Consider the following 24,952-nt stretch of genomic DNA (forward strand, 5'->3'; position numbering starts at 1 on the left):
GCTTCAGCAATCACGGCCGGTGAGACCGCGGTAGATGAAGCGGGTCAGGCCCGCTACCGCTTCGTCCTCCGCGAGCTCGACCGTGCCGTCCTGTTGCGCCTCGAGTAGACCCTGCACGGTCAGGAACATCATTGCCAGGCTGGCCTCCGGGGTACTCGGCAACGAGACCCCGGCTGCGGGGAATGCGTCGAGGTGATCGGCGATCTCGTTGCGCTGCTCGGCGCTGAATTGCCCTGCGAGCCGGGCGAATTCCTCGTTTACCAGGGCGGCCTGCTGGACCGCGCGCAGCACCGGCCAGTGCTCGCGCGCGAAGCGCCAATAGGTTTCGACGTGGAAGCGGACCGCGTCCGGATCGGTGAAGTCGGGATTGTGCGCTTCTACCTCGACGGCCGTATCTCCCTCGGCAGCAAAATCTTTCATCAGGGCCTGGAGTAATTCCTCCTTGCTCCCGAAGTGATTGTAGAAAGATCCGGCCGCACGCCCGGCCGCCGCGGTGATGTCGGTGATCTTGGTGTTGAGATAGCCGCGCTCGGCGAACAACCGCCGCGCCGCACTCTTGAGCGCCTGTTCGGTCTCGGCCGAGCGTTCCTTGCGGACGCCACGTTCCCGGCGGCCGGCCCCTTCCCCGCGACCGTCCCGCGACGCACCACCGGCTCCTGCGACGCCTCCCGCGGCCATCGACACCACCTCCTTGACAGCGGACCCTATCAACAGAATACTGAATCTACATTCACTGAATTTTGATTCACCATAGGAGTTGCCATGTCACCCCGGGTACTCATCGCCGGAGCCGGGCCGACGGGCCTGACCCTCGCCATCGATCTGGCCCGCCGTGGCGTCACGGTACGGATCGTCGACCAGGCCGAAGAGTTCTTCGCCGGATCTCGGGGAGACGGCATCCAGCCGCGCACGCTGGAGATATTCGAGGATCTGAGCGTCCTGGACGCGGTGCACGCGGCCGGATCGCCGCAAGCGCCGATGCGCGTGTTCCTCGACGGCGAGTTCGTCACCGAGCGGCGGATGAGCGATCTGCGCGAGTCGACTCCGGATGTGCCGTATGCGAATCCGTGGGTGCTGGGCCAGTCCGATACCGAGGCGATCCTGCGCTCGCGCCTGGCCGAGTTCGGCGTCGAGGTCGAATTGTCCACGGCCCTGGTCACATTCACCCAGGATGCCGAGGGGGTCGCCGCCGTGCTCGCGGGGCCGGGCGGCCCCGAGACGATGCGCGCGGACTATCTGGTCGGCGCGGACGGCGGTCGCAGCACGGTGCGCAAGACCCTCGCCATCGCCTTCGAGGGCAGCACGGACGAATCGATCCGGATGCTGCTCGGCGACGTCCCGGCCGACGCGCTCGACCACGAGTTCGGCTACTGGTTCGCCGCGGCGCGGGAACCGGGCGCGGGAATCGCGCTGACCCCGCTGCCCGGACGGCGGCTGTTCCAGTTCGCGGCGCCCCTGGCCCAGGATGCCGAACCCACCCGCGCGGTGCTTCAGGACCAGTTCGACCGGCTGTCCGGGCGCGCCGACGTCGCGCTCGGCGAACCTGTCTGGTCCACGGTATGGCGGCCGAATATCCGTCTCGCACAGCGCTTCCGGGACGGACGGGTCTTCCTGGCGGGCGACGCCGCGCACGCCCATCCCCCCACCGGCGGGCAGGGCATGAACACGGGCATCGCGGACGCCTACAACCTGGGCTGGAAGCTGGCCGCCGCGCTCGCGGGCACTCCCGAGGCGCTGGATACCTACGAGCCCGAACGCCGCGCGGTCGCCGCGCGGGTCCTGGGCCTGAGCTCGGACCTGCTCGACAAGCACGTGTCGGGCGAACCGGACGCGCTGCATCGCGGCGAGGAGACCCATCAGCTTTCGGTCACCTATCGCGCCCCCGGCGCGTCCGGCGCCCTCGTCGCGGGCGACCGCGCGCCGGACGCTCCCCTGCGCCGCTCCGACGGCACATCGATCCGCCTCTTCCAGCTACTCGCGGGCCCATACTTCACCTTGCTGCACTTCCAGCCCGCCACGACCTCGACCACTCCAGCCGACGGCATCACGGGCGGGACCACTGCGGCGGACGGCACCGCAGGCGCGGCCGCACCCGCCGACACCACCACACGCACGACCACACCAGCCAACGGCATTACGGTCCGGACCGCACCCGCCGACACCACCGTCGCGGCGGACGACCTTCCGACGACGCTCACAGCGGGCTCCACCATCAGGGAGTTCTCGCTGACCACGCCCGACACCGACCCCCGCGACGACCAGTTGCTCGCCGTCGACAACCTCGCGTTCACCGCTTACGACGCCGTTCCCGGCACCCGGATCCTGATCCGCCCGGACGGTTATCTGGCCTGGCGCAGCGATCGCTGACACATCCCGCGTCCCCGGACGGACGTCCGACCTACATCGCTGGATGAATCCCGGTGTGGCCCGGACGGTCTCGATCTTGGATCCTTTCTGCTGGCGCGCAAGCCTGGCCGCTCCGGTGCCCGTACGCTCTACGGTGTTCGGGCGACCGAGTGCGCGGTCGGAAGATGAGGACATCGGGTAGGGGTTGATAGCGATGTTGGTGAAGGTCCGTGGTGACGACCCGTCACGGCTGTCCAGTACCGAGCGGACGGTGGTGAACTGGCTCAAGTCGTGGACCGGGTCGCATGCGCTCGGCGGTATCGCGCTCGTGCGGTCGCGCGCGGCCGACGTCATCGTGTGGACGCCGAAGACCTGCGTGGTGGTCGTGGTGAAGGGCTTCACCGAGCGGGTCAACGGCACCCTGCGGTGTTCGGACACCGAGCCCTGGACCATCGACGGCGCCCTGGCCCCGCTCGAGGACGTGGACGAAGGCACCGAGCCGATGGACGAGATCCACTACCGCACGAGCGAACTCGAGCGCGAACTGCGCTCCGCGCCCGGGCGCGAATCGGTCGCGGTGATGGGCATCGTGCTGATCATCCCGCAGCTGGGCACCCGGATCGCGCTGGAGAAAGGCCCGCTGCCACCGGGAATCGACGTGGTGGTGGGCGATGGGCCCTCGTCGTTGCGCGCCTATTTCACCCGGATCGCGGGCGACGAATCCGGCGCCGGCGGGCCCGATTCCTGGGATGCCGCGCAGGTCGGCCAGGCCCTGGGCATGCTCGGATTCGCAGCGGCGGCAACCTATTCCGATCTCGTCGCCGAGGGCTTCGGGACTCCCAGCGCGAAACGCGCCGCGGCACCGGAACCCGTCGCGGCGCAGCGGGCCGCGGCGCTGCCGGTCCCCGAGCCCGAGCCGGCACCGCCGCGGAGCGCGCCGCGTCCCACGCCACCGCGGCCGCGGTCCGCTCCGCCACGCGAATTCGCCGCCGCACCACCGCCGGTCACTCCCCCGCGCGAATTCGCCGCGGCTCGGGCCCAATCCCCCGCCGGGGCACCCGAATCCGGGACGGCGCCGTCGTATCAGCCCACGCCGCAACCGTATTCGGTGCCGTTCGATCCACGCCCCCCCAAGGCCGAGCGCCCACCCCGCCGCAATCGCAGCATCGCACCGCTGATCGTGCTCGGCTTCCTGGTGGTCGTGCTGGCCGTGGCGGCCATGTGCACCGGCGGCGGAGGCGGCAAACGCACCACCCCGGCGCCGGGATCGTCCCAGACGACCCTCACCACACCACCGTCGTTCACCACCGCCCCCGAACGCACCATCCCGACCGACACCAACGGCCCGGCCTGCTTCCCCCTGCAGCCCTGCCCGGGCAGCTGAACAGCGTCACCAAAAGGGCCGAGCGGAATTCCACCGCTCGGCCCTGATGCGTTGACCCTCAGAAGAACATGTGTCCGATCGTGTGCCAGCCCAGCACCGAATCCACTGCCAGACCGCAGAATACGACGGCCAGATAGTTGTTCGACTGCAGGAACAACCGCAGCGGCTTCACCGACTCCCCACGCCGCACACCGGCGTACAGCTGATGCGCCATCAGCAGGAACCACGCGCCCGCCACCAGCGCGACAGCGCCGTAGATGACGCCCGTGGCCGGAATCAGCGCCAGCGTGGCCAGCACCGTGAGCCAGGTGTAGATGACGATCTGCTTGGTCACCGCGCGCTCGGTGGCCACCACGGGCAGCATCGGCACCCCGGCCGCGCGGTAGTCCTCCTTGTACCGCATGGCAAGCGCCCAGGTGTGCGGCGGTGTCCAGAAGAAGATCACCAGGAACAGCACGATCGCGGGCCAGCCGATGGTGCCCGTCACCGCGGACCAGCCGACCAGCACCGGCATGCAGCCGGCCGCGCCGCCCCACACGACGTTCTGCGAGGTGCGGCGCTTGAGCCCCATCGTGTAGACGAAGACGTAGAACAGGATGGTCGCGACCACCAGCAGACCGGACAGCAGATTCGCCTGCCACCACAGCCACGCGAAGGATCCGACGCCCAGGGTCACACCGAAGACGAAGGCATTGCGCGTCGGCACGGCCTCGCGGGCCAGGGGCCGCTTCGAGGTCCGCTTCATCACCTTGTCGATGTCGGCATCCGCCACACAGTTCAAGGTGTTCGCGCTGGCCGCACCCATCCAGCCGCCGAACAGGGTGGCCAGGATCAGCCGGATCTCGACGTGGCCGCGGTCGGCCAGCAGCATGGTGGGGATCGTGGCCACCAGCAGCAGTTCGATCACGCGCGGCTTGGTCAGCGCGATGTAGGCCAGCACCCGCCGGGTCAGCGCCGAGAGTGGTCCGGTGCCGGTGACACGGTCCGCCAGCACCGTCGAGGAGGAGCCATGCGCGCCACCCGGGTGTTGCCCAATCCGCACTGTTTCTCCTCGCAGGTGGTGCATCGATCCGGTTACGGAACTTCGGCGCGCCAGCTCGGCGGAACCCCTTCGACCAGGGCACTCCTCCGGCGGCAGCGCCGACTACTACAGACGATGGTAGACCCTGGCCGGGAGTGCTTCCGCACCCCCTGCCGCGAATCCGCCCCTGTCGCAGCCACAGTCTCGCCCTCACCCGGCCCGGCGCCGCCAACCGGCGTCAGGGCCCCCTGCCGATCGCGCCGGGCCGCGGCCCCGGCGCGCGGCCGCGCCGCCACGTGCGCAAACGACACCCTCGGCTCGCCCGGACGGTATCGGACAGCGCGAATACGACCGTGACGAAACAGTGACACGCCCCGGTCCGGCAGGGTTCTGTCGTCACGACCGGGGCCGGGCCTCTAGGGTGGTGGGCAACAGCCCAATCCGCCCCTGAAGTTGACGAAGGTCAGGAGAATTCCGGTCGTGTCAGTCACAGACGACATCCGCGCCCTCACCCAGCCGAACCATCCGGCCGACTGGACCGAATTGGACACCAAGGCGGTCGACACCGTCCGCGTGCTCGCCGCGGACGCTGTGCAGAAGGTCGGCAATGGCCATCCCGGCACGGCGATGAGCCTGGCGCCGCTGGCGTACACGCTCTACCAGCGCATCATGCGCCTGGATCCGACCGATCCGACGTGGGTCGGCCGCGACCGGTTCGTGCTGTCGTGCGGGCATTCCAGCCTCACCCTGTACATCCAGCTGTACCTGGCCGGCTTCGGCCTCGAGCTCACCGATCTCGAGGCGTTGCGCACCTGGGGATCGCTGACCCCGGGCCACCCGGAATACCGGCACACCGAGGGCGTGGAGATCACCACCGGGCCGCTCGGCCAGGGCCTGGCCGCCGCGGTCGGCATGGCGATGGCCGCGCGGCGCGAGCGGGGCCTGTTCGATCCGGCCGCCGCGACCGGCGCGAGCCCGTTCGACCACTTCGTCTACGTCATCGCCTCCGACGGCGACATCGAGGAGGGCGTGACCTCCGAGGCCTCCTCGCTGGCGGGCACCCAGGAGCTGGGCAACCTGATCGTCATCTACGACGACAACAAGATCTCCATCGAGGACGACACCCGCATCGCCCTGGGCGAGGACACCGCGGCGCGCTACCGCGCCTACGGCTGGCACGTGCAGGAGGTCGAGGGCGGGGAGAACGTCACCGCCATCGAGGCCGCGATCGAGGCCGCCAAGGCGGTCACCGACAAGCCGTCGTTCATCCAGCTGCGCACCATCATCGGCTACCCGGCCCCGAAGAAGATGAACTCCGGCGCGGCGCACGGCGCGGCCCTGGGCGCGGACGAGGTCGCGGCCACGAAGAAGGTCCTGGGCTTCGATCCGGACAAGTCCTTCGACGTCGCCGCCGAGGTCATCGCCCACACCCGCACCAACTCCGCCGATCGCGCCAAGGCAGCGCGCGCGGCCTGGCAGGACCAGTTCGACGCGTGGGCCAAGGCCAACCCGGAGAACAAGGCCCTGTTCGATCGCCTGCAGGAGCGCACGCTGCCCGAGGGCTGGGAGACCGGCCTGCCGACCTGGGGCGCCGATCCCAAGGGCACCTCGACCCGTAAGGCCTCGGGCAAGGTGCTGGCGCAGCTGGCCCCCGTGCTGCCCGAATTGTGGGGCGGCTCGGCCGATCTGGCCGAATCGAACAACACCACGATGCCCGACGTACTCAGCTTCGGCCCCACCGCGATCAGCACCGGCGTGTGGAAGACCGACCCGTACGGCCGCACCCTGCACTTCGGTGTCCGCGAGCACGCGATGGGCTCGATCCTCAACGGCATCGCCTTGCACGGCCCAACCCGCCCGTACGGCGGTACCTTCCTGGTGTTCTCCGACTACATGCGCCCCGCGGTGCGCCTGGCCGCGCTGATGCGGATCCCGGCCACCTACGTGTGGACGCACGACTCCATCGGCCTCGGCGAGGACGGCCCCACCCACCAGCCGATCGAGCACCTGGCCGCGCTGCGCGCCATCCCCGGCCTGAACGTGGTGCGTCCCGGCGACGCCAACGAGACCGCGCACGCCTGGCGCACGGTCCTGGAACTCGGTAGCGCCGAACGGCATTCGCACTTCAAGCCCGCCGATACCGTGCACACCGACGGCCCGTCGGCGCTGGCGCTGACCCGTCAGGACCTGCCGGTGCTCGAGGGGACCAGCTACGAGGGCGTGCGCCGCGGCGGCTACGCGCTGGCCGAATCCTCCACCGGCACACCGCAGGTAATCCTGATCGCGACCGGTTCGGAACTGCAGCTCGCGGTCGAGGCGCGCACTAGGCTGGAGGCGCAGGGCATCGGTACCCGGGTGGTGTCCATGCCGTGTGTCGAGTGGTTCGACGCACAGGACAAGGCCTACCGGGACGAGGTCCTGCCGCCCGCCGTCCGGGCCCGCGTCACCGTCGAGGCCGGAATAGCGATGCCGTGGCACCGGTTCACCGGTGCGGACGGCGAGAACGTGTCGATCGAGCACTTCGGTGCCTCGGCCGACTACAAGACCCTGTTCCGCGAGTTCGGCTTCACCGCCGACGCCGTGGTCGAGGCCGCCCAGCGTTCACTCGACAAGGTGAAGGGATAAGCGTTATGGCACAGAACGAAAACCTCGCGGCACTGTCCGCGGCGGGAGTGTCGGTATGGCTCGACGATCTGTCGCGGGACCGCATCCGGTCCGGCAACCTCGCCGACCTGATCGCCACCCGCAGCGTGGTCGGCGTGACCACCAACCCGACGATCTTCCAGGGCGCCCTGAGCAAGGGCACCGCGTATGACGAGCAGATCAAGGAGCTCGCCGCGCGCGGCGCGGACGTCGACTCGGCGATCCGCACCATCACCACCGACGACGTCCGCTCGGCCTGCGACATCTTCACCGAGACGTTCGAACGCACCGGCGGCGTCGACGGCCGGGTCTCCATCGAGGTCGACCCGCGCTTCGCCTTCGACACCGACAAGACGGTCGCGCAGGCGATCGAGCTGTGGAAGATCGTCGACCGGCCGAACCTGCTGATCAAGATCCCAGCGACCGAGGCGGGCCTGCCCGCCATCACCAAGGTCATCTCCGAGGGCATCAGCGTGAACGTGACGCTGATCTTCTCGGTCGAGCGCTACCGCGCGGTGATGGGCGCCTACCTGGACGGTCTGCGCAACGCGAAGATCGCCGGGCACGATCTGGCCCGAATCCATTCGGTCGCTTCGTTCTTCGTCTCCCGCGTGGACACCGAGATCGACAAGCGGCTCGAGGCCATCGGCACCCCCGAGGCCCTGGAGCTGCGCGGCAAGGCCGGCATCGCCAACGCCCGCCTGGCCTACGTCGCATACCAGGACGTCTTCGACGACGGCCAGCACACCTCCACGTTCGCGCGCCTGGCCGCCTCCGGCGGCGCGACCAAGCAGCGTCCGCTGTGGGCCTCCACCGGTGTGAAGAATCCCGACTACCCGGACACCATGTACATCACCGAGCTCGTCGCTCCCAACACGGTGAACACGCTGCCGGAGAAGACCATGCAGGCCTTCGCCGACCACGGCCCCCTCGAGGGCGACAAGGTCTCCGGCACGGGCGCGGCCGCCCAAGGGGTGTTCGACCAGCTCACCGCCGTCGGCATCGATCTGAGCGACGTCTTCGACGTGCTCGAGCGCGAGGGCGTGGACAAGTTCGAGAAGTCCTGGGAAGAACTGCTCACCGCTACCACGGCCGAACTCACCGGGGGCAAGTAACCGATATGGCCGGAGACGAGACAGCGGCCGTCCCGGTGAATCCGCTGCGCGAGGAGCGCGACAAGCGGCTACCCCGGATTGCAGGCCCGTGCAGCATGGTGATCTTCGGTGTGACCGGGGATCTCTCGCGCAAGAAGCTCATGCCCGCGATCTACGACCTCGCGAACCGGGGGCTGCTGCCGCCCGGTTTCGCGCTGGTCGGTTTCGCGCGCCGGGACTACAAGGACGAGGACTTCGCGCAGGTCGTCCTCGAGGCGGTCAAGGAGCACTCCCGCACGCCGTTCCGCCAGGAGGTCTGGGAGCAGCTGTCCGAGGGCATCCGCTTCGTGCAGGGCACCTTCGAGGACGACGCGGCCTTCTCCCAGCTCGCCGCCACGCTCAAACAGCTCGACAAAGAGCGCGGCACCGGCGGCAATCACGCCTTCTACCTATCGATTCCGCCCAACGCCTTCCCGCAGGTGCTCAAGCAGCTCTCGCGCACGGGCCTGGCCAAACCGGCCGATCCGGGCCCGGGTAAGCCCAAACCCTGGCGGCGAGTGGTGATCGAGAAGCCGTTCGGGCACGATCTGGCCAGCGCCAAGGAGCTCAACGCCCTGGTCAACGAGGTGTTCCCGGAGGAGACGGTCTTCCGGATCGACCACTACTTGGGCAAGGAGACGGTCCAGAACCTGTTGGCCCTGCGCTTCGCCAACGAGATGTTCGAGCCGATCTGGAACTCCAACTACGTCGACCACGTCCAGATCACGATGGCCGAGGACATCGGATTGGGCGGGCGCGCGGGCTATTACGACGGCATCGGCGCCGCGCGCGACGTCATCCAGAACCATCTGCTGCAGCTCATGGCGCTGACGGCGATGGAGGATCCGATCAACTTCAACCCGCGCCAGCTCCAGATCGAGAAGATCAAGGTGCTGCAGGCGGCCAAGCTGGTCGAACCGCTCGACGAGACCACCGCCCGCGGCCAATACGCCGAGGGCTGGCAGGGCAGCGAGCACGTCGTCGGGCTGCTGGACGAGGAGGGCTTCGACCCGCAGTCCAGCACCGAGACGTACGCGGCGATCACCGTCAACGTGGAGACCCGCCGCTGGGCGGGCGTCCCGTTCTACCTGCGCACCGGAAAACGCCTGGGCCGCAGGGTGACCGAGATCGCGGTGATGTTCAAGCGGGCGCCGCATCTGCCGTTCGACCAGACCATGACCGAGGAACTCGGGCAGAACGCGCTGGTGGTGCGGGTGCAGCCGGACGAGGGCATCACGCTGCGATTCGGGTCCAAGGTGCCCGGGTCCAGCATGGAGGTCCGCGACGTCAACATGGATTTCAGCTACGGCGAGGCGTTCACCGAATCCTCCCCCGAGGCGTACGAGCGGCTGATCCTGGACATGCTGCTCGGGGTGCCGTCGCTGTTCCCGGTCAACGAGGAGGTCGAATTGTCCTGGCGCATCCTCGATCCCGTGCTCGAGCACTGGGCCGCCAGCGGTAAACCCGAACCGTACGAATCCGGTACCTGGGGTCCGGCCTCGGCCGACGAGATGCTCGCGCGCAGCGGGCGGGAATGGCGGCGGCCGTGATCGTCGATATGCCCGACACCACCACCCAGGCGGTCAACAAGCGCCTGGTCTCGCTGCGCGAGTCCAGTGGCGTGGTCACCGTCGGACGGGTCCTCACGCTGGTGGTGTGCACGCTGGACAGCTCCGAGGCCGAAGATGCGATCGCCGCGGCCAACGACGCCAGCCGCGAGCACCCGTGCCGGGTGATAGTGCTGGCGCGTGGCGACCGGTTCGCCGAGACGAAGCTGGACGCGCAGATCCGCGTCGGCGGCGACGCGGGCGCGGCCGAGGTGATCGTGCTGCGGCTGCAGGGCGAGCTGGTCAATCACGAGTCCAGCATGGTGATCCCGTTCCTGCTGGCCGATACGCCCGTGGTGGCGTGGTGGCCGCGTGGTGCCCCGCAGTTCCCGTCGCAGGATTCGGTGGGGCGCTTGGCGATTCGCCGCATCACCGATGCCACCTTCGCTCCCGATCCGCAGGCCGCGATCAAGAAGCGGCTCGAGTCGTACGCGGCCGGGGATTCGGATCTGGCCTGGAGCCGGGTCACCTACTGGCGGGCGCTGCTGGCCGCGGCCCTGGACGAGCCGCCGTTCGAGCCGGTCCAGTCGGTGACGGTCTCGGGGCTGCAGGAAGAGCCCGCCCTGGACATCCTGGCGGGCTGGCTGGCCTCGCGCCTGGGCTGTCCGGTGGTCCGGCGCACGGGCGAGTTGAAGGTGGAGCTGCACCGGCCGTCGGTCTCGGTCGGGATCACCCGGCCGCAGACCGGCCGCACCGCGACGCTCACCCGCACCGGCGAACCCGATCAGCGCTTCGCCCTGGCCCGCCGCGAAACCACCGACTGCCTCTCCGAGGAGCTGCGCCGCCTGGACGCGGACGACGTCTACGCCGAGGCGCTCGCGGGCATCGCGAAGGTGACCTACGAATAGGCTCGATCGCAAGCGGCCTGCGCGGAATCCGAATCGGTGCCCGCGCAGGCCGTTTCGCATCCTCGAGCCGAATCGCCGAAAGCGGCATCGCACAACCGAATCAGCGGACGAAAGGGGACTCATGAACCAGCCGAACGTCGAGGTGCATTCCGGCACAGCGGATCTGGTGGCCGCGGCGGCGGCGCACTTCGTCGCCGTGGTGACGAAGGCGCAGTCCGAGCGCGGGTCGGCGTCGGTGGTGCTGACCGGCGGGGGCACCGGCATCGGGCTGCTGGAGATGGTGCGCAAGTCACCCGGGGGCATCGACTGGTCGCGACTGGACGTGTTCTGGGGCGACGACCGGTTCGTTCCGGCGGGCGACGGCGACCGCAACGACCTGCAGGCCCGCCAGGCGCTGCTGGATCACGTGCCGCTGGATCCGTCGCGGGTGCATCCGATGGCCGCCTCGGACGGTGAATACCCGGACCCGGTCGAGGCCGCCGCGGAGTACTCCGCCGCCGTGCACGCCCACCTCGCCGAGCACGGCTCGTTCGATCTGCACCTGCTCGGCATGGGCGGTGAGGGGCACATCAATTCGCTGTTCCCGCATACCGATGCGGTCCGTGAGGAGCACGAGCTGGTGGTGGCGGTGACGAATTCGCCCAAGCCTCCGCCGGTCCGGATCACCCTGACCCTGCCGGCGGTGCGCCGCACCCGGCACGTGGTGCTGGTCGTCGGCGGCGAGGCCAAGGCCGCGGCCGTCGCCGCGGCGCTCAATGGCGCGGCGCCCGTGGACATTCCGTCGGCTGGCGCGATCGGCACCGAGTCCACGACGTGGCTGCTGGACGAGCCCGCCGCCGCCGATCTCCCCCGCTGACCGGGACCGAAACCGCACATATTCCCTCCTCCGGCCCGGCCGCGTACGTGCGGCCGGGCCGGAGTCTCTCTGCGCTCGCGGATTTCCGATAGCCGGTTTCACCGTTTTCGCTGCGGGAAGCCCTGCCCTGGCGGCACCCTTCTAGTGAAGCATCGACACAAAACTCGGTGCTTTGTCTCGGGGATGAGGAGCGGGGCGATGAGATATCCGGTTCGGGTCGGCGCGCTCCTGCTGCTCGGAGTCCTCACGCTGACGACGGGCGGCTGTTCGATGTCGTCACGATCCGGCGCCACCCACATCACGGCCGAATTCCGCAGTATCACAGGCATGTTCGAAGGAAACCCCGTGACCGTACTGGGCATCCGGGTGGGCCGCGTCGATCGAATCGTCCCGCACGACACCTACGCCGAGGTGCACATCACCGTCGACGGCGGCGTGCAACTCCCGCAGAACGTCACCGCCGCACTGATCTCCCCCTCGATCGTGACCGACCGGCACATCGAGCTGACCCCGCGATACACCGGCGGAGCCGAGCTGCCCGCCGATGCCTACCTTCCGCTGGACCGGACCCGCAGCCCCGTCGAACTGGACACCCTCCTGAGGACGATCGACCAATTCACCGCCGCATTGCGTCCTCGCCCCGGCGGCACCGCGGGCCCGCTGGACGCCGACCTGCTGTCCCGGATGCTCGACGGCCGGGGCAAGCAGATCCACGACACCCTCGCGGCGCTGACGGGCGCCCTGCGGACCGGCGTCGCCGACCGGGATGCGATCTCGCACATCATCGTCACGCTGGACGAGCTGACGAGGACGTTGGCCGGAAACGACCGCTGGGTGCGGGAATTCAGCAATCAGATCAGCCGGATGATCGAATTACTGGCCGAGCAATCACCGGGATTGCAGGCCACCCTCGACCAACTCGAGGCGGTGCTGAGCGGTACGGGAACCGCCTTCTACCAGTACCGCGACCGCCTCACCTCGGCGCTGACCGGACTGACCACCGTCGCGGAACAGCTCCGCGCGAATGCCGCCGGCGTCACCGAGATCACCGACGTCCTGCCGCTGCTACTGGAGAACCTCGACGGTGTCGTCGACCGGCCGGGCGGCCATGCCCGCGGGCACGTGGTGCTCGGTGCGTTCTTCTCCGGCGAGATCATCACCACCTTCTGCGAGCGCATCCAGATGCGGGCCGGCGGTTGCCACACCGGAAACGTGCAGGACCTCGGCCCGGATTTCGGCCTGACCGCGGCCCTGCTCGGGCTGTCGCGTTGAGTCCCGCCGAACCGGTCAGTGCCGGCCGACCGGCGAGAGCTCGGCCAGATGCGTCAGGAGGAACTCGTTCACCGCGCCCGTACGCTCCAGCTGCACCAGATGCCCTGCACCCTCGACCTTTTCGACCGCGCGCAGATCGCGGACGTTGGCACTCAGCGTGGCCAGTGGGTCGCGGCCGCTGAAACCCTCCATGTCCGGGTCGTTTTCGCCGTACAGGAAGTAGGCGGGCACCTCCACGACCGTCGGCAGCTCCGCGGTCAGTTCCCAGTTGCGGTCCAGGGCCCGATACCAGTTCAGGCCGCCGGTGAATCCGGTGCGCTCGAATTCCGTTGCCAGAATTTCGAATTCACCCTCGGTCAGCCACTTCCAGGGCAGCTCGGGGGCCTGCGGCAGCACGTCGAGATAGCCCAGGCCCGGCGGGTTCTTCCAGGTGTCCAGGTAGTGGTAGTCGCCACTGAGCGAGTAGTAGACGCGGGCCAGGAATTCCCTCGGGCGCGCAGCGAGTTCGGCGTCCGCCACCCCGGGCGTCTGAAAGTACGACAAATGCAGGAAATGCCGCTCGGCGGCTCGGGTCCAGAACGCCGAGGGCGCCTTGGGCGGGCGCGGGGCGTACGGATTGTTCAGCACGAAGACCGCCTCGACCCGCTCGGGCGCGCGCAGTGCCAGCTCCCACACCAGCTGCGCTCCGAAGTCCAGGCCCACGAAAACCGCTCGCTCGGCACCCAATTCATCGAGCAGGCCCAGCAGGTCGGCGATCACCTCGCGGTTGGTGTGCGCCTCGACGCCCTCGGGCGCCTCGGTGCGGCCGTATCCGCGCAGATCGGGGGCGATGGCGTGATATCCGGCCGCGGCCAGCACGGCCAGCTGCCGATGCCAGACGAACCAGCCGTGCGGGAATCCGTGACAAAAGATCACGGGAAGCCCCTCGCCCTGCTCGGCGATATGCATCGAGATGCCGTTGGTCTGCACGAACCGATGTGTTGGCTCCACGCCGTCTCCATCCATTACTAGAACATGTTCTCATTCCAAGGTAGTGTCCCGAAACTATGAGCGGAACACTTTCCGGCAAGGTCGCGGTCGTCACCGGCGCCAGCCGGGGCATCGGCAAGGGCATCGCGCTGGAACTGGGCGCGGCCGGCGCGACGGTGTACATCACCGGCCGCACCGCGAGCCCGGGCCGCCTGCCCGGCACCGTCGCGCAGACCGCCGAGGAGATCGCCGAGCTCGGCGGTGTCGGGGTGCCGTACGTGTGCGACCACCGCGACGACGATGCCGTGCGGGGCCTGTTCGAGCAGATCCGCGCCGACCACGGACGCCTGGATGTGCTGGTGAACAACGTCTACAACGCACCGGCCTCCGCGCGCTGGCTCGGCCGCCCGTTCTGGGAGGTGCCGCCGGAGGCCTGGGACGAGAGTTTCGACATCGGCGTCCGATCCCATTACGTGGCAAGCGTTTTCGCCGCTCCCGCACTGATCGAGTCCGGTGGCCTGATCGTGAGCATCTCCTCCCCCGGCGCGGAACACTTCACCCACAACACCGTGTACGGCGTCGCGAAGTGCGCGGTCGACCGGCTCACCGCCGATATGGCCCACGATCTCGCCGACACCGGCGTCACCGCGGTCTCGCTGTGGCCCGGCATCGTCAATACCGAACTGCTGCAAATGGTTCCGCCCGACGCCGACGACCGCCGCCTGATCACCCTGCCCGGCGAAGGCACCTTCGACCTGAACGAGGCCGAGACTCCCCGCTTCCCCGGCCGCGCCGTCGTCGCGCTCGCCACCGACCCCGACCGCCGCGCCCGGACCGGAAAGGCCTGGCGGGTGCGCGATCTCGCCGATGCCTACGGCTTCACCGACATCGACGGCCGCGTACCCCGACTGGGCTGAGGCAGGACTACGCCGGGCCGGCTGCGGCATCGAGGATGAGAAATGACACCCGAACGGTTACAGCTGAGGTGAATCCTGTCTTCGCGCTGCTCGACGCCAAGCTGACCATCGCGCATTCGCAGATCCTGTGGCGCGAGATCATCGGCAATGTATTCGGCGTCGGCTCCGCGGTCGGCGGCATGCGGCGGCGGGTCTGGGCGTGGCCGATCGGGATCGTAGGCAATGCGCTGCTGTTCACCGTGTTCGTCGGGGGGATCTTCCACACTCCGCAGCACCTGAACATGGCGGGCCAGGCCGGGCGGCAGCTGATGTTCATCGCGGTCAGCGCGTACGGCTGGTGGGGGTGGTACCGGCACGCGCGGGCCGAATCCGGGCTCGAGCATCGCGGCGTCGTCCCGCGCTGGGCCACGACCCGGGAGCGCTGGGTGCTGGTCGTCGCGATGGCGGTGGGCACCCTCGGGTTCGCGAAGCTGTTCGCCCTGATCGGCTCGTACGGGCCGTGGTCCGAATCGTGGATCTTCACCGGATCGGTGCTGGCAACCTATGGCATGGCGCGCGGGCTCGCGGAGTTCTGGGTGATCTGGATCGCGGTCGACCTGGTGGGGGTGCCGCTGTTGCTGAAGGCCGGCTATTACCCCTCTGCCACGCTGTACCTCGTCTATGCGGGCTTTGTGGTGTGGGGATTCGCCGTGTGGTTCCGGACCATCAAGGCCGCGGACTCCACGCCGCGGCCGGATCTCGCGGCAACCGGTACACAGTGAGAGAGGGCCCGCCCAACGGCGAACCCTCGTAGTGTCGCGGACCCGCTAGCCGAACTTGATCTCCAGGCCGATGCCGAGGATCGCGATGACCCAGACCAGACCGGTGAAGATGGTGATGCGGTCGAGGTTCTTCTCCACGACGGTCGATCCGGACAGGCTGGACTGCACGCCGCCGCCGAACAGGCTGGACAGGCCTCCGCCCTTCGCCCGGTGCAACAGCACCAGCAGCACCAGCAGCAGGCTGGTGATCACCAGGAGGATATCCAGGAACATGCGCATGTCCGATAGTTTATGCGTTACCCGGCGCGAAGCTCGCATCAGGTGATCGTGCGCGTCCGCCACCCGGGCGGCGGCCCGCGGTCCACCGGTCGGGATCCCCTCGACGGGGCCGAAATCGCCCGGGCTCGGCTACCCGGCCGCACCGATGAGCACCGGTACCATCGCTCGCATGCCCGCACTGCTGCGATTGGTCCCCGTACTGGTCGCCGCCGGACTGGCAGCCGCCTGCTCCGGCCGGGCGCCGACGTGGCCCGGGCCGACGCCGATGGGACACACCTACATCTCCACCGCCGTCACCGGCACCCGGATTCCCGGCGGCGGGCCGCTCACGCTCACCTTCGCCGACGGGCGGGTATCCGCCGATTCCGGCTGCAACACCAGCACCGGCCCCGTCTCGTTCGACGGCTCCGTGCTCCGGGTGTCGGGAATGGCGAGCACGATGATGGCCTGCGCAGGCGCCAAGTCCGGCGCGGACGCCTGGCAGACCGGGCTGCTGCAATCCGCACCGACCTGGAAGCTCAGCGGCAGCACCCTGACCCTCTCGGGCAACGGCACCACAGTGACGCTGACGGACAAGCAGGTCCTACGGCCGGATCTCCCGCTCACCCGCACCACCTGGGTGGTGACGACCCTGCTGCGCCCGAGAGGCCAGGTCCGCTCACCGACCCTCGAGACCGTGCTCCCGACTCTCACGATCGCCCCCGACGGCCAGGTCTTCGGCAGCGCGGGCTGCAACCGGATGACCGGCACCGCCCAGATCGACGGTTCCCAGGTGACATTCCAACTGGGCACGACCCGGATGGTGTGCGCGCCGGACGTCATGGACGTCGAACGGCAAGTCCTCGAGGCCCTGAACGGCGCGACCGAGGCCACGGTCGATTCCGACACCCTCACCATCCGTAATTCGTCGAACAACACCGGACTCGTATTGCGGGCGGAGTGAGCCGCAGCCGCGCTCAGCCACGCGGATCGAGCGCACCCGGATACAACCGCCCGCGCAAACCTCGAACCAGAACGCCGGGAGACTCTGGGCACGCTCGAGCTCACTGCGAAACGCCCACCCTGCGCCGAGGTGAGAGGCAGCATGGACACGTGATCAACGAACGGGAAGCTGAACTCGATCGGCGGTTCCGTGCCGCTGTGTCCGCCGTCCGCCCCGGATCCGCCCGCGCCGCAACCGAGCCCGTGGTGCCCGGTAGCCGATATTCCGCCGCCGACGTGCTGGAGTTGTTCGACGCGCAGGTCGCCAGCCGGCATCTGGATCTGGCCGCACGGCGGCTCACCGCGGCCGGGCAGGGGTACTACAGCATCGGATCGTCCGGGCACGAGGGCAATGTCGCGCTGGCCGAGGTGCTGGCGCCCACCGATCCCGCACTGCTGCACTATCGTTCGGGTGCCTTCTTCGTGCGCCGCTGCCGCCGGGTGCCCGGGCTGGATCCGATTCGCGACGTGCTGCTCGGCGTGGTCGCCGCGGCCACCGATCCGATATCCGGTGGGCGCCACAAGGTTTTCGGCAGCGCGCCCGCCGCCGTCATCCCGCAGACCTCCACGATCGCCTCCCATCTCCCCCGCGCGGTCGGGCTGGCATTCGCGCTGGACCGGGCCACCCGACTGGGCCGATTCACCGCCTGGCCATCGGATTCGGTGATCCTGTGCACCTTCGGGGATGCCTCGGCCAACCATTCCACCGCCGCCGGGGCGATCAATACCGCCGTGCACACCGCGCACCAGCAGGTGCCGATGCCGGTGCTGTTCGTCTGCGAGGACAACGGGATCGGCATCAGTGTCCGCACACCCCCGGACTGGATCCAGCAGGCTTACGGATCGCGGCCCGGGCTCCGGTATTTCGAGGTCGACGGCACCGATCTGCTGGAGACACTGAGCATCTGCGATGCCGCCGCGCGCTGGGTGCGGGAGAACCGCCTCCCGGCGTTCCTGCGGCTGCGCACGACCCGCCTGCTGGGCCACGCCGGATCCGATGTGGAATCGGCCTACCGCCGCGCCGCCGACATCGACGAGGACCTGCGCCGCGACCCGGTGACCGCCACCGGCCGCCTTCTGGTCGCCGCGGGCGCGGCGACCGGGCCAGAGGTCATCGCCCGCTATGACGCCGTTGCCGCCGAGATCGCCGAGATCGCCGAACAGGTCCAGCGCGAACCGAAGCTCACCACGGCCGCCGCGGTCACCGCCACCCTCGCGCCGCACCATCCGGACCGAATCCGGGCCGACGCCCTGCGCACTCGGCCACTCCCCGACCCGGCCCCGCCGACCGGAACCGGCATCTTCGACACCCACCGCCTGGATCCCACCGACCCGAATTCCGCGTACCGCGAGGGATCCGGCGACCAACCCGCCGCCGAGGCGGTCCCCGCTGACAAATCACCCGAGAGCACGTCGGCAGTCGAATCAGCGATGCGAGACTCGGCCGCGGCACCGCGAATGACGCTGGGGCAGGCCATCAATCACACCCTCGGCCAGTTGCTCGAGCGGGACGGGGACGTGCTGGTGTTCGGTGAGGACGTCGGGCGCAAGGGCGGGGTGTACGGGGTCACCAAGGGATTACAGCGCGCGTTCGGGGCGCGGCGGGTGTTCGATACGCTGCTCGACGAGCAGAGCGTGCTCGGCACCGCGCTGGGGGCCGCGCTGGCCGGATTCGTGCCGATTCCCGAGATCCAGTATCTCGCCTACGTCCACAACGCGCTGGATCAGATCCGGGGCGAGGCCGCGACCCTGCCGTTCTTCTCCGACGGGCAGTACCGCAATCCGATGGTGGTCCGCATCGCGTCGTACGCCTATCAGCGCGGCTTCGGCGGCCACTTCCACAACGACAATTCCGTTGCCGCGGTGCGGGATATCCCTGGCGTGGTGATCGCTTCCCCTGCCCGGGCCGACGACGCCGCGGGCATGCTGCGCACCTGCGTCTCCGCCGCCCGGGTGGACGGGCGAGTGTGCCTCTACCTCGAGCCGATCGCGCTGTACCACACCCGCGACCTGCATGCCCTCGGCGACGAGGGCTGGCTCGCGGCCCCCACCGCCGAACCAGCCGACCTCGGCCGCGCCCGAATCTACGGCGACGGAACCGATCTCACGATCGTCACCTTCGCCAACGGCGTCCCGATGAGCCTGCGCGCCGCACATCGCCTGTCCGAGCGAGGAATTCACGCCAGGGTGCTCGACCTGCGCTGGCTCGCCCCGCTCCCGGTCGAGGACCTGCTCCGCCACGCCCGTGCCACCGGCCGCGTGCTCATCGCCGACGAGACCCGCCGCACCGGCGGTGTCTCCGAGCCGGTCTGCGCCGCCCTGCTCGACGGCGGCTTCACCGGCGCGATCGCACGTGTCACCAGCGAGGACAGCTTCGTCCCCCTGGGCCCGGCCACGGCGACAGTTCTGTTGGACGACAACACCATCGAGACCGCCGCCACCAAACTCGTCGCCATGTGAGGTCGCACCGGTCACTGGGGCAGTAGCGTGCGAGGACAGCGTCGTCCCGCCGAGCCCGGTCACAGCCGCGGTCCTGTTGGACGACAACACCATCGAGACCGCCGCCACCAAACTCATCGTGACGTAAGCACTCAGCTAGCGTCGTATGTGGCCCCCAGGAAGGACCGAATCGGTTCGTCGTAGGCGCCACTTATACGCCGAGAGCCGGTTCGCCGTCGGTCCACTCGGCCTCCATTCGAAGGCTGTGCGCCGATATGTCGCTCCCGACGGCGTCGGCTACTTCCTCAGCGCGGAACGAGAGTGGTGGGGAGTGCGGCGAACCCGCGATTGTTGGAGGAGTGGATGCGCCGCAGCCCGGCCTCATTCACCTCGAAATCGGCTGTGCGCGAGACGATCTCCTGGAGCGCGATGCGCAGCTCGAGCAGGCCCAGGTTGGCGCCGAGGCAGTGGTGGCGGCCGCTGCCGAAGACCAGGGTGTCGGCGGTGGTGCCGTTCAGAGTGATGGAGCGGTCCAGATCGAACATCTCGGGACGGGCGAACACCTCCGGGTCGCGGTTGGCCGAACCGGTGACCAGCAGAATGCGTGCGCCGGCGGGAATCTCGACGCCGTGCAGCTCGGTCGGGGCGGTGGTGGTGCGCAGCATCGTCTGGCCCGTGGGGTCCCAGCGCATGGCCTCGTTGATCCAGTCTTCGATGCGCGCGTCCGCCGGCCCCGACCCCAGCGCGAGGCGGCGCTGGTCGGGATGCCGCCATGCGGCGTGCCACACGTTGCCCAGCGTCAGCATCGTGGTCTCGATGCCCGCGCCGACCAGCAGGATCAACACGCCGACGATCTCCTCGGGGGTGAGCCGGTCGTCACCGTCGGCGGCGTCCAGCAGCCCTGACAGCAGATCGTCGCCGCGGCGCTGTGCCCGCTCGATGGTGAGCTCGGTGTAGTAGCCCACCAGCGCGCCGACCGCCTGCATGGCCTCGGGCCGTAGGTCGGTCGACTCGTCCTCGGTGTACATGATCTCCATGCCGAGCTTGCGAACCATATCGCGATCGGCCTGCGGCACGCCCACGAGTTCGGAGATCACCTCCGTCGGAAACGGCCCGGCGAATTCGGACATCAGGTCGAAGCTGCCCCGCTCGAGCAGCGGTTCCAGCAGCCCGCGGGCGATCTCGCGCAGCCGCGGCTCGAGCGACTGCACCCGATGCTGGGTGAACGCCCGCATCACCAGCCCGCGCAGCCGGGTGTGCTTGGGCGGATCCATCGCGACGAAGGAGAAGAACCGCTCCGCCTGCGGCCCCCAGAACGCCGGCTCCATCCGCATCCCGTTCGCGCTGGAGAACCGCTCGGAATCCCGCAATGCGGCCAGCACGTCGCCGTGCCGGGACAACGCCCAGAAGTCGTCCGTCTCGTTCCGGAACACCGGCGCCTGCTCACGCAGCCGCTCGTAGTACGGATACGGGTCACTGTGAACGTCGAAATCGTATGGGCTGTACTGCAACTGCATGACGAAGCCTTCCGGGTGTACCGGTTCACTAGCCGAGCTGACATGATCACAGTAGTCGACAGGAAAGAGGACGTCGTGGACTCTGAATTCGCACCGGACGGTATCGATGTCACTACTCCGCATCCGGCGCGTCGCTACGACTACTGGCTGGGTGGCGAGAACAACTACGAGGCCGACCGGGAATCGGCCGAGTTGGTCGCCGAGGCGTTCCCGACGATCCGCTTCGCGGCCCTGGAGAACCGCAAGTTCCTGCGCCGAGCGGTGACCCATCTGACCGAGGAGGCCGGCATCCGGCAGTTCCTCGACATCGGCGCGGGACTGCCCACGGCGGGCAATGTGCACGAGATCGCGCAGGGCATCGCGCCCGAATCGCGCATCGTCTACGTGGACAACGACCCGATCGTGCTGATCCACGCCCGGTCCCTCCTGGACAGCGCCCCCGAGGGCGCCACCGCCTACCTCGACGCCGACGCCCGCGACCCCGAGAAGATCCTGTCCCATCCCGACCTGCTGGCCACCCTGGATCTGAGCAAGCCGGTGGCGCTCATGCTGGTGGCGATCATGCATTTCTTCACCGACGACGATCGTCCCCACGAGCTGGTGCGGCGGTTGTGGGGCGCGCTGGCTCCGGGCAGCTACCTCGTCATGACCCACGCGACCAACGACCACCTCACCCAGGAGGATCTGACCGAGACCCGAGAGGCCAACGAGCGCAGCGGAATTCCCTTCCAGCTGCGATCGACGGCCGAGTTCTCCCGCTTCTTCGACGGACTGGAACTGGTGCCGCCGGGGGTGACCTCCGTGATGACCTGGCGCCCGGAAACCTGGCGCGCCCACCCCCGCCCCGAGGCGGTCTCGATGCTCGCCGGGGTCGGGCGGATATCATGACGGTAATGCGAACGATTACCCGACGCGGATTCATCACGTCCGCATCCGCCGCCGCACTCGGTGTCACCGCGCTCGCGATGCCCACCGCGAACGCGAGCGCACTGCCCCCGGAACGACGCGTCATCTACTCGTACGCGGGCGCTCAACCGCCGGCGGAACTGCTGACGCTCGCATCGAAGGGCCAGATCGGCGGCGTGATCTTCTTCGCGGACAATATTTCGTCGGTGCAGCAGGTCGCCGGGGTCGCCGCCGAGTTCCGCAAAGCGTCCCCGACTCCGCTGATCCTCACCGTCGACCAGGAGGGCGGTCAGGTCAATCGCCTGCCCGGTGGTCCCGCGCAATCCGCCAAGCAGGTCGGTGCCAGCGCCGACGTGTCGGCCGCGGCCCGCGATCAGGCGGCGACGGCCGCGCGGGTGCTCACCGCGGCCGGGATGAACACCAACCTCGCGCCGGTCGTCGACGTCTACCGCACTCCCGGGGACTTCACGGACCACTACGGGCGCAGCTTCTCGAACAATCCGTCCGTGGTGGCGACGTGCGCCGGCTCGTACATCAGCACCCTGCAGGGCAGCAAGGTGTCGGCGTGCGCCAAGCATTTTCCGGGTCTGGGCGCGGCGGCGACGAATGCGAATACCGATGAGGTCCCGGTGACGATCGATCGGCCCGCGAACGAGCTGACAAGCGTGGACATGTTCCCGTATCAGCGGGCCATCCAGGCCGGTATCGCCCTGGTCATGCCGTCCTGGGCAAAGTATCCCGCCTTGGATCCGGCCAACCCGGCGGGCATGTCGACGATCATCCTGCAGAATCACCTGCGCCAGCGGCTCGGTTTCCGGGGGCTGATCATCAGCGATGCCCTCGAGGCCGGAGCCCTCGGCTCGTACGGATCCACCGGAAATCGGGCCATCAGCGCGGACCGTGCGGGTGTGGATCTGCTGTGCTGCTCCTCGCGGAACATCGAGCAGGGCAAGGAGGCCACCCAGGCCCTGCGCCAGGTCGCGCCGCGCTGAGGCCCGCGCCGCCGGACAACGAGATCGGTCCCGGTCGCGCAGTGCGACCGGGACCGACTTCTCTTGCGGGACAGCCGCTTACGGCAGCGGGCCGCCCGCGGCGATCGCCGACAGCGTGGCGAATTCGTCGCCCTTGAGGGACGCACCGCCGACCAGGGCGCCGTCGATATCGGTCTGCGCGACCAGCTCGCCGACGTTCTTGGCGTTCACCGAACCGCCGTAGAGCACGCGCACGCCCGCGGCGACCTCCGCCCCGGCCAGCTCGATGAGCTCGCCGCGGATGACGCCGCACACCTCCTGCGCGTCGGCCGGGGTGGCCACGCGGCCCGTGCCGATCGCCCAGACCGGCTCGTAGGCGATGACGACCTTCGAGATTTCCTCCGCCGTTAGGCCCTTGAGCGATCCGCGCAGCTGCTCGAGGCAGTAGGGCACGTGCTCGCCGGCCTCGCGCACGCCCAGCCCCTCCCCGATGCAGACGATCGGGGTGAGGCCGTGCTTCAGCGCCTGCTTGGCCTTGGCCAGCACGGTCGCGTCGTCCTCGTTGTGGTACTGCCGCCGCTCCGAATGCCCCACCACGACGAAGGTGCAGCCCAGCTTGGCCAGCATCGAGGCGCTGATCTCGCCGGTGTACGCACCCGACTCGTGCACCGAGACGTCCTGCGCGCCGAAGGTGACCAGCAGCCGATCGCCCTCGATGAGGGTCTGCACGCTGCGCAGGTCCACGAAGGGCGGGAGCACCGTGACGTCGACCTTGTCGAAGTACTTGTCCGGCAGCGCGAACGCGATCTTCTGCACCAGGGCGATGGCCTCGAGGTGATTGAGGTTCATCTTCCAGTTGCCCGCGATGAGCGGTTTACGTGCCACGGCTCAGTCCTCCAGTACCGCGATGCCCGGAAGTTCCTTGCCCTCCAGGTATTCCAGCGACGCGCCGCCGCCGGTGGAGATGTGCGAGAAACCGTCCTCGGGCAGGCCCAGCGTGCGGACCGCCGCGGCCGAATCGCCGCCGCCGACCACGGTGAACGCGCCCTTGCCGGTCGCGGTCACGATCGCCTCCGCGACGCCCCGGGTACCCGCGGCGAAGTTCTCGAACTCGAACACGCCCATCGGGCCGTTCCAGAACACCGTCTTCGCCTCGGTGAGCAGCGCCGCGAAGCGCCGCACCGACTTCGGGCCGATATCCAGGCCCATCCAGCCGTCCGGAATCTCGTTGGCGGGCACGATCTTCGAATCCGCATCGGCCGAGAACCCGGACGCCGCAACGATGTCCACCGGCAGGTGGATCACGTCGGCGAAGCGGTCCAGCAGATCCTGGCAGGTGGCCACCATCTCCGGCTGCAGCAGCGACGTGCCCACCGAAAGGCCCTGCGCGGCAAGGAAGGTGAAGCACATACCGCCGCCGATGACCAGCGTGTCGACCTTCGGCGCCAGCGCCTCGATGACGGCCAGCTTGTCCGAGACCTTCGAGCCGCCGAGCACGACCGCGTACGGCCGCTCGGTGTCGGTGGTGAGCTTGCGCAGCACCTCGACCTCGGCCGCGACCAGGGTGCCCGCATAGTGCGGCAGCACCTCGGCCACGTCGTAGACCGAGGCCTGCTTGCGATGCACCACGCCGAAGCCGTCGGAGACGAACGCGCCGTCGTCGCCGACCAGTTCGACCAGCGCGCGGGCCAGCTTGGCGCGCTCGGCGTCGTCCTTGCTGGTCTCGCGGGGATCGAAGCGGATGTTCTCGAGCAGCATCACGTCGCCGTCGGTCAGGCCCTCCGACCGTGCCAGCGCGTCCTGGCCGACCACGTCGCCGGCGAGCTGGACGTTGCGGCCCAGCTCCTCGGCGAGCCTGGCGGCGACCGGCGCCAGCGACAGCGCCGGATCCGGCTCGCCCTTGGGGCGGCCCAGATGCGCGGTCACGACCACCTTGGCGCCGGCCTCGGCCAGCGCCTTGATCGTCGGCGCCGAGGCGATGATGCGGCCCGGGTCGGTGATGACGCCGTTGTCCAGGGGGACGTTCAGGTCGGAGCGCACCAGCACGCCCCGACCCTCGACACCCTCGTTCAGGAGATCCTGAAGTGTCTTAACCGTCATGC

Annotated in this window: 21 protein-coding genes; 14 read left to right on the top strand and 7 right to left on the bottom strand. The window is 69.0% G+C overall.

From position 1 onward, the window contains the following. Nucleotides 1–3: 3 nt before the first annotated feature. Nucleotides 4–678: a TetR/AcrR family transcriptional regulator gene (locus tag ABH933_RS09395; protein ID WP_429415938.1), complete on the bottom strand. Its 675-nt coding sequence runs from the start codon at nucleotides 676–678 to the stop codon at nucleotides 4–6. Between the two features lie 84 nt (nucleotides 679–762). Here ABH933_RS09395 and ABH933_RS09400 point away from each other — a divergent pair, with 84 nt between their 5' ends. Then, nucleotides 763–2,367, top strand: coding sequence for an FAD-dependent monooxygenase (locus tag ABH933_RS09400; RefSeq protein ID WP_429415941.1), 1,605 nt, complete (start codon nucleotides 763–765; stop codon nucleotides 2,365–2,367). Between the two features lie 193 nt (nucleotides 2,368–2,560). Next, nucleotides 2,561–3,730 (top strand): hypothetical protein, encoded by a 1,170-nt coding sequence (locus ABH933_RS09405; RefSeq protein WP_429415944.1) that lies wholly within the window; start codon nucleotides 2,561–2,563, stop codon nucleotides 3,728–3,730. 58 nt (nucleotides 3,731–3,788) lie between these two features. On the opposite strand, the gene ABH933_RS09410 is transcribed toward ABH933_RS09405, so the two are convergent. Then, nucleotides 3,789–4,772: a heme o synthase gene (locus tag ABH933_RS09410; RefSeq protein WP_429415947.1), complete on the bottom strand. Its 984-nt coding sequence runs from the start codon at nucleotides 4,770–4,772 to the stop codon at nucleotides 3,789–3,791. Between the two features lie 459 nt (nucleotides 4,773–5,231). Here ABH933_RS09410 and tkt point away from each other — a divergent pair, with 459 nt between their 5' ends. The 6 genes from tkt (at nucleotide 5,232) to ABH933_RS09440 (ending at nucleotide 13,110) form a co-directional block, all read left to right on the top strand. Next, a complete protein-coding gene (tkt, locus tag ABH933_RS09415; protein ID WP_429415950.1) occupies nucleotides 5,232–7,376 on the top strand; it encodes a transketolase in 2,145 nt (714 codons plus the stop codon). A gap of 5 nt (nucleotides 7,377–7,381) precedes the next feature. Continuing rightward, on the top strand, nucleotides 7,382–8,509 hold the full coding sequence (gene tal, locus ABH933_RS09420; RefSeq protein WP_429415953.1) for a transaldolase: 1,128 nt from the start codon (nucleotides 7,382–7,384) through the stop codon (nucleotides 8,507–8,509). Nucleotides 8,510–8,514: 5 nt separating this feature from the next. Continuing rightward, a complete protein-coding gene (gene zwf, locus ABH933_RS09425) occupies nucleotides 8,515–10,077 on the top strand; it encodes a glucose-6-phosphate dehydrogenase (RefSeq protein ID WP_429415956.1) in 1,563 nt (520 codons plus the stop codon). Continuing rightward, entirely contained in the window at nucleotides 10,074–10,982 is a 909-nt protein-coding gene (gene opcA, locus ABH933_RS09430) for a glucose-6-phosphate dehydrogenase assembly protein OpcA (RefSeq protein WP_429415959.1), read from the top strand. Before zwf ends, opcA begins: the two co-directional genes overlap by 4 nt. A gap of 121 nt (nucleotides 10,983–11,103) precedes the next feature. Beyond that, a complete protein-coding gene (pgl, locus tag ABH933_RS09435; protein WP_429415962.1) occupies nucleotides 11,104–11,838 on the top strand; it encodes a 6-phosphogluconolactonase in 735 nt (244 codons plus the stop codon). Nucleotides 11,839–12,036: 198 nt separating this feature from the next. After that, nucleotides 12,037–13,110, top strand: a complete 1,074-nt coding sequence (locus tag ABH933_RS09440; RefSeq protein WP_429415965.1) for an MCE family protein — start codon at nucleotides 12,037–12,039, stop codon at nucleotides 13,108–13,110. Between the two features lie 15 nt (nucleotides 13,111–13,125). Here ABH933_RS09440 and ABH933_RS09445 read toward each other — a convergent pair whose 3' ends face one another. Then, nucleotides 13,126–14,115, bottom strand: coding sequence for an alpha/beta fold hydrolase (locus tag ABH933_RS09445; RefSeq protein ID WP_429415968.1), 990 nt, complete (start codon nucleotides 14,113–14,115; stop codon nucleotides 13,126–13,128). Nucleotides 14,116–14,156: 41 nt separating this feature from the next. Between ABH933_RS09445 and ABH933_RS09450 the strand changes: the two genes are divergently transcribed. Next, entirely contained in the window at nucleotides 14,157–14,996 is an 840-nt protein-coding gene (locus ABH933_RS09450) for an SDR family NAD(P)-dependent oxidoreductase (RefSeq protein WP_429415971.1), read from the top strand. A 68-nt stretch (nucleotides 14,997–15,064) separates the two neighbouring features. Next, nucleotides 15,065–15,757, top strand: coding sequence for a nicotinamide riboside transporter PnuC (pnuC, locus tag ABH933_RS09455; protein ID WP_429415974.1), 693 nt, complete (start codon nucleotides 15,065–15,067; stop codon nucleotides 15,755–15,757). A gap of 45 nt (nucleotides 15,758–15,802) precedes the next feature. Here pnuC and secG read toward each other — a convergent pair whose 3' ends face one another. Continuing rightward, nucleotides 15,803–16,036: a preprotein translocase subunit SecG gene (gene secG, locus ABH933_RS09460; RefSeq protein ID WP_215924022.1), complete on the bottom strand. Its 234-nt coding sequence runs from the start codon at nucleotides 16,034–16,036 to the stop codon at nucleotides 15,803–15,805. Between the two features lie 169 nt (nucleotides 16,037–16,205). Between secG and ABH933_RS09465 the strand changes: the two genes are divergently transcribed. Both ABH933_RS09465 and ABH933_RS09470 read left to right on the top strand, forming a co-directional pair. Beyond that, nucleotides 16,206–16,979 carry an META domain-containing protein gene (locus ABH933_RS09465; RefSeq protein ID WP_429415978.1) on the top strand — a complete coding sequence of 258 codons (774 nt, stop codon included), beginning with the start codon at nucleotides 16,206–16,208 and terminating at the stop codon, nucleotides 16,977–16,979. A gap of 149 nt (nucleotides 16,980–17,128) precedes the next feature. Further along, nucleotides 17,129–19,477, top strand: a complete 2,349-nt coding sequence (locus ABH933_RS09470) for a thiamine pyrophosphate-dependent enzyme (RefSeq protein ID WP_429415981.1) — start codon at nucleotides 17,129–17,131, stop codon at nucleotides 19,475–19,477. Between the two features lie 284 nt (nucleotides 19,478–19,761). On the opposite strand, the gene ABH933_RS09475 is transcribed toward ABH933_RS09470, so the two are convergent. Further along, complete coding sequence (locus ABH933_RS09475) at nucleotides 19,762–20,973, bottom strand: cytochrome P450 (RefSeq protein ID WP_429415984.1); 1,212 nt, start codon at nucleotides 20,971–20,973, stop codon at nucleotides 19,762–19,764. 75 nt (nucleotides 20,974–21,048) lie between these two features. Here ABH933_RS09475 and ABH933_RS09480 point away from each other — a divergent pair, with 75 nt between their 5' ends. Both ABH933_RS09480 and ABH933_RS09485 read left to right on the top strand, forming a co-directional pair. Further along, nucleotides 21,049–21,861 (top strand): SAM-dependent methyltransferase, encoded by an 813-nt coding sequence (locus tag ABH933_RS09480; protein ID WP_429415987.1) that lies wholly within the window; start codon nucleotides 21,049–21,051, stop codon nucleotides 21,859–21,861. A 5-nt stretch (nucleotides 21,862–21,866) separates the two neighbouring features. After that, nucleotides 21,867–22,871, top strand: coding sequence for a glycoside hydrolase family 3 N-terminal domain-containing protein (locus ABH933_RS09485; protein WP_429415990.1), 1,005 nt, complete (start codon nucleotides 21,867–21,869; stop codon nucleotides 22,869–22,871). A 78-nt stretch (nucleotides 22,872–22,949) separates the two neighbouring features. On the opposite strand, the gene tpiA is transcribed toward ABH933_RS09485, so the two are convergent. Then, the gene (tpiA, locus tag ABH933_RS09490; RefSeq protein ID WP_429415993.1) at nucleotides 22,950–23,735 is read right to left on the bottom strand and encodes a triose-phosphate isomerase; all 786 of its coding nucleotides are present in this window, start codon (nucleotides 23,733–23,735) and stop codon (nucleotides 22,950–22,952) included. A gap of 3 nt (nucleotides 23,736–23,738) precedes the next feature. Further along, nucleotides 23,739–24,950, bottom strand: a complete 1,212-nt coding sequence (locus ABH933_RS09495; RefSeq protein WP_429415996.1) for a phosphoglycerate kinase — start codon at nucleotides 24,948–24,950, stop codon at nucleotides 23,739–23,741. Nucleotides 24,951–24,952: the final 2 nt, after the last annotated feature.

Origin of the sequence: Nocardia sp. GP40, from assembly GCF_050434125.1 — a bacterium.
Lineage (GTDB): Bacteria > Actinomycetota > Actinomycetes > Mycobacteriales > Mycobacteriaceae > Nocardia > Nocardia albiluteola.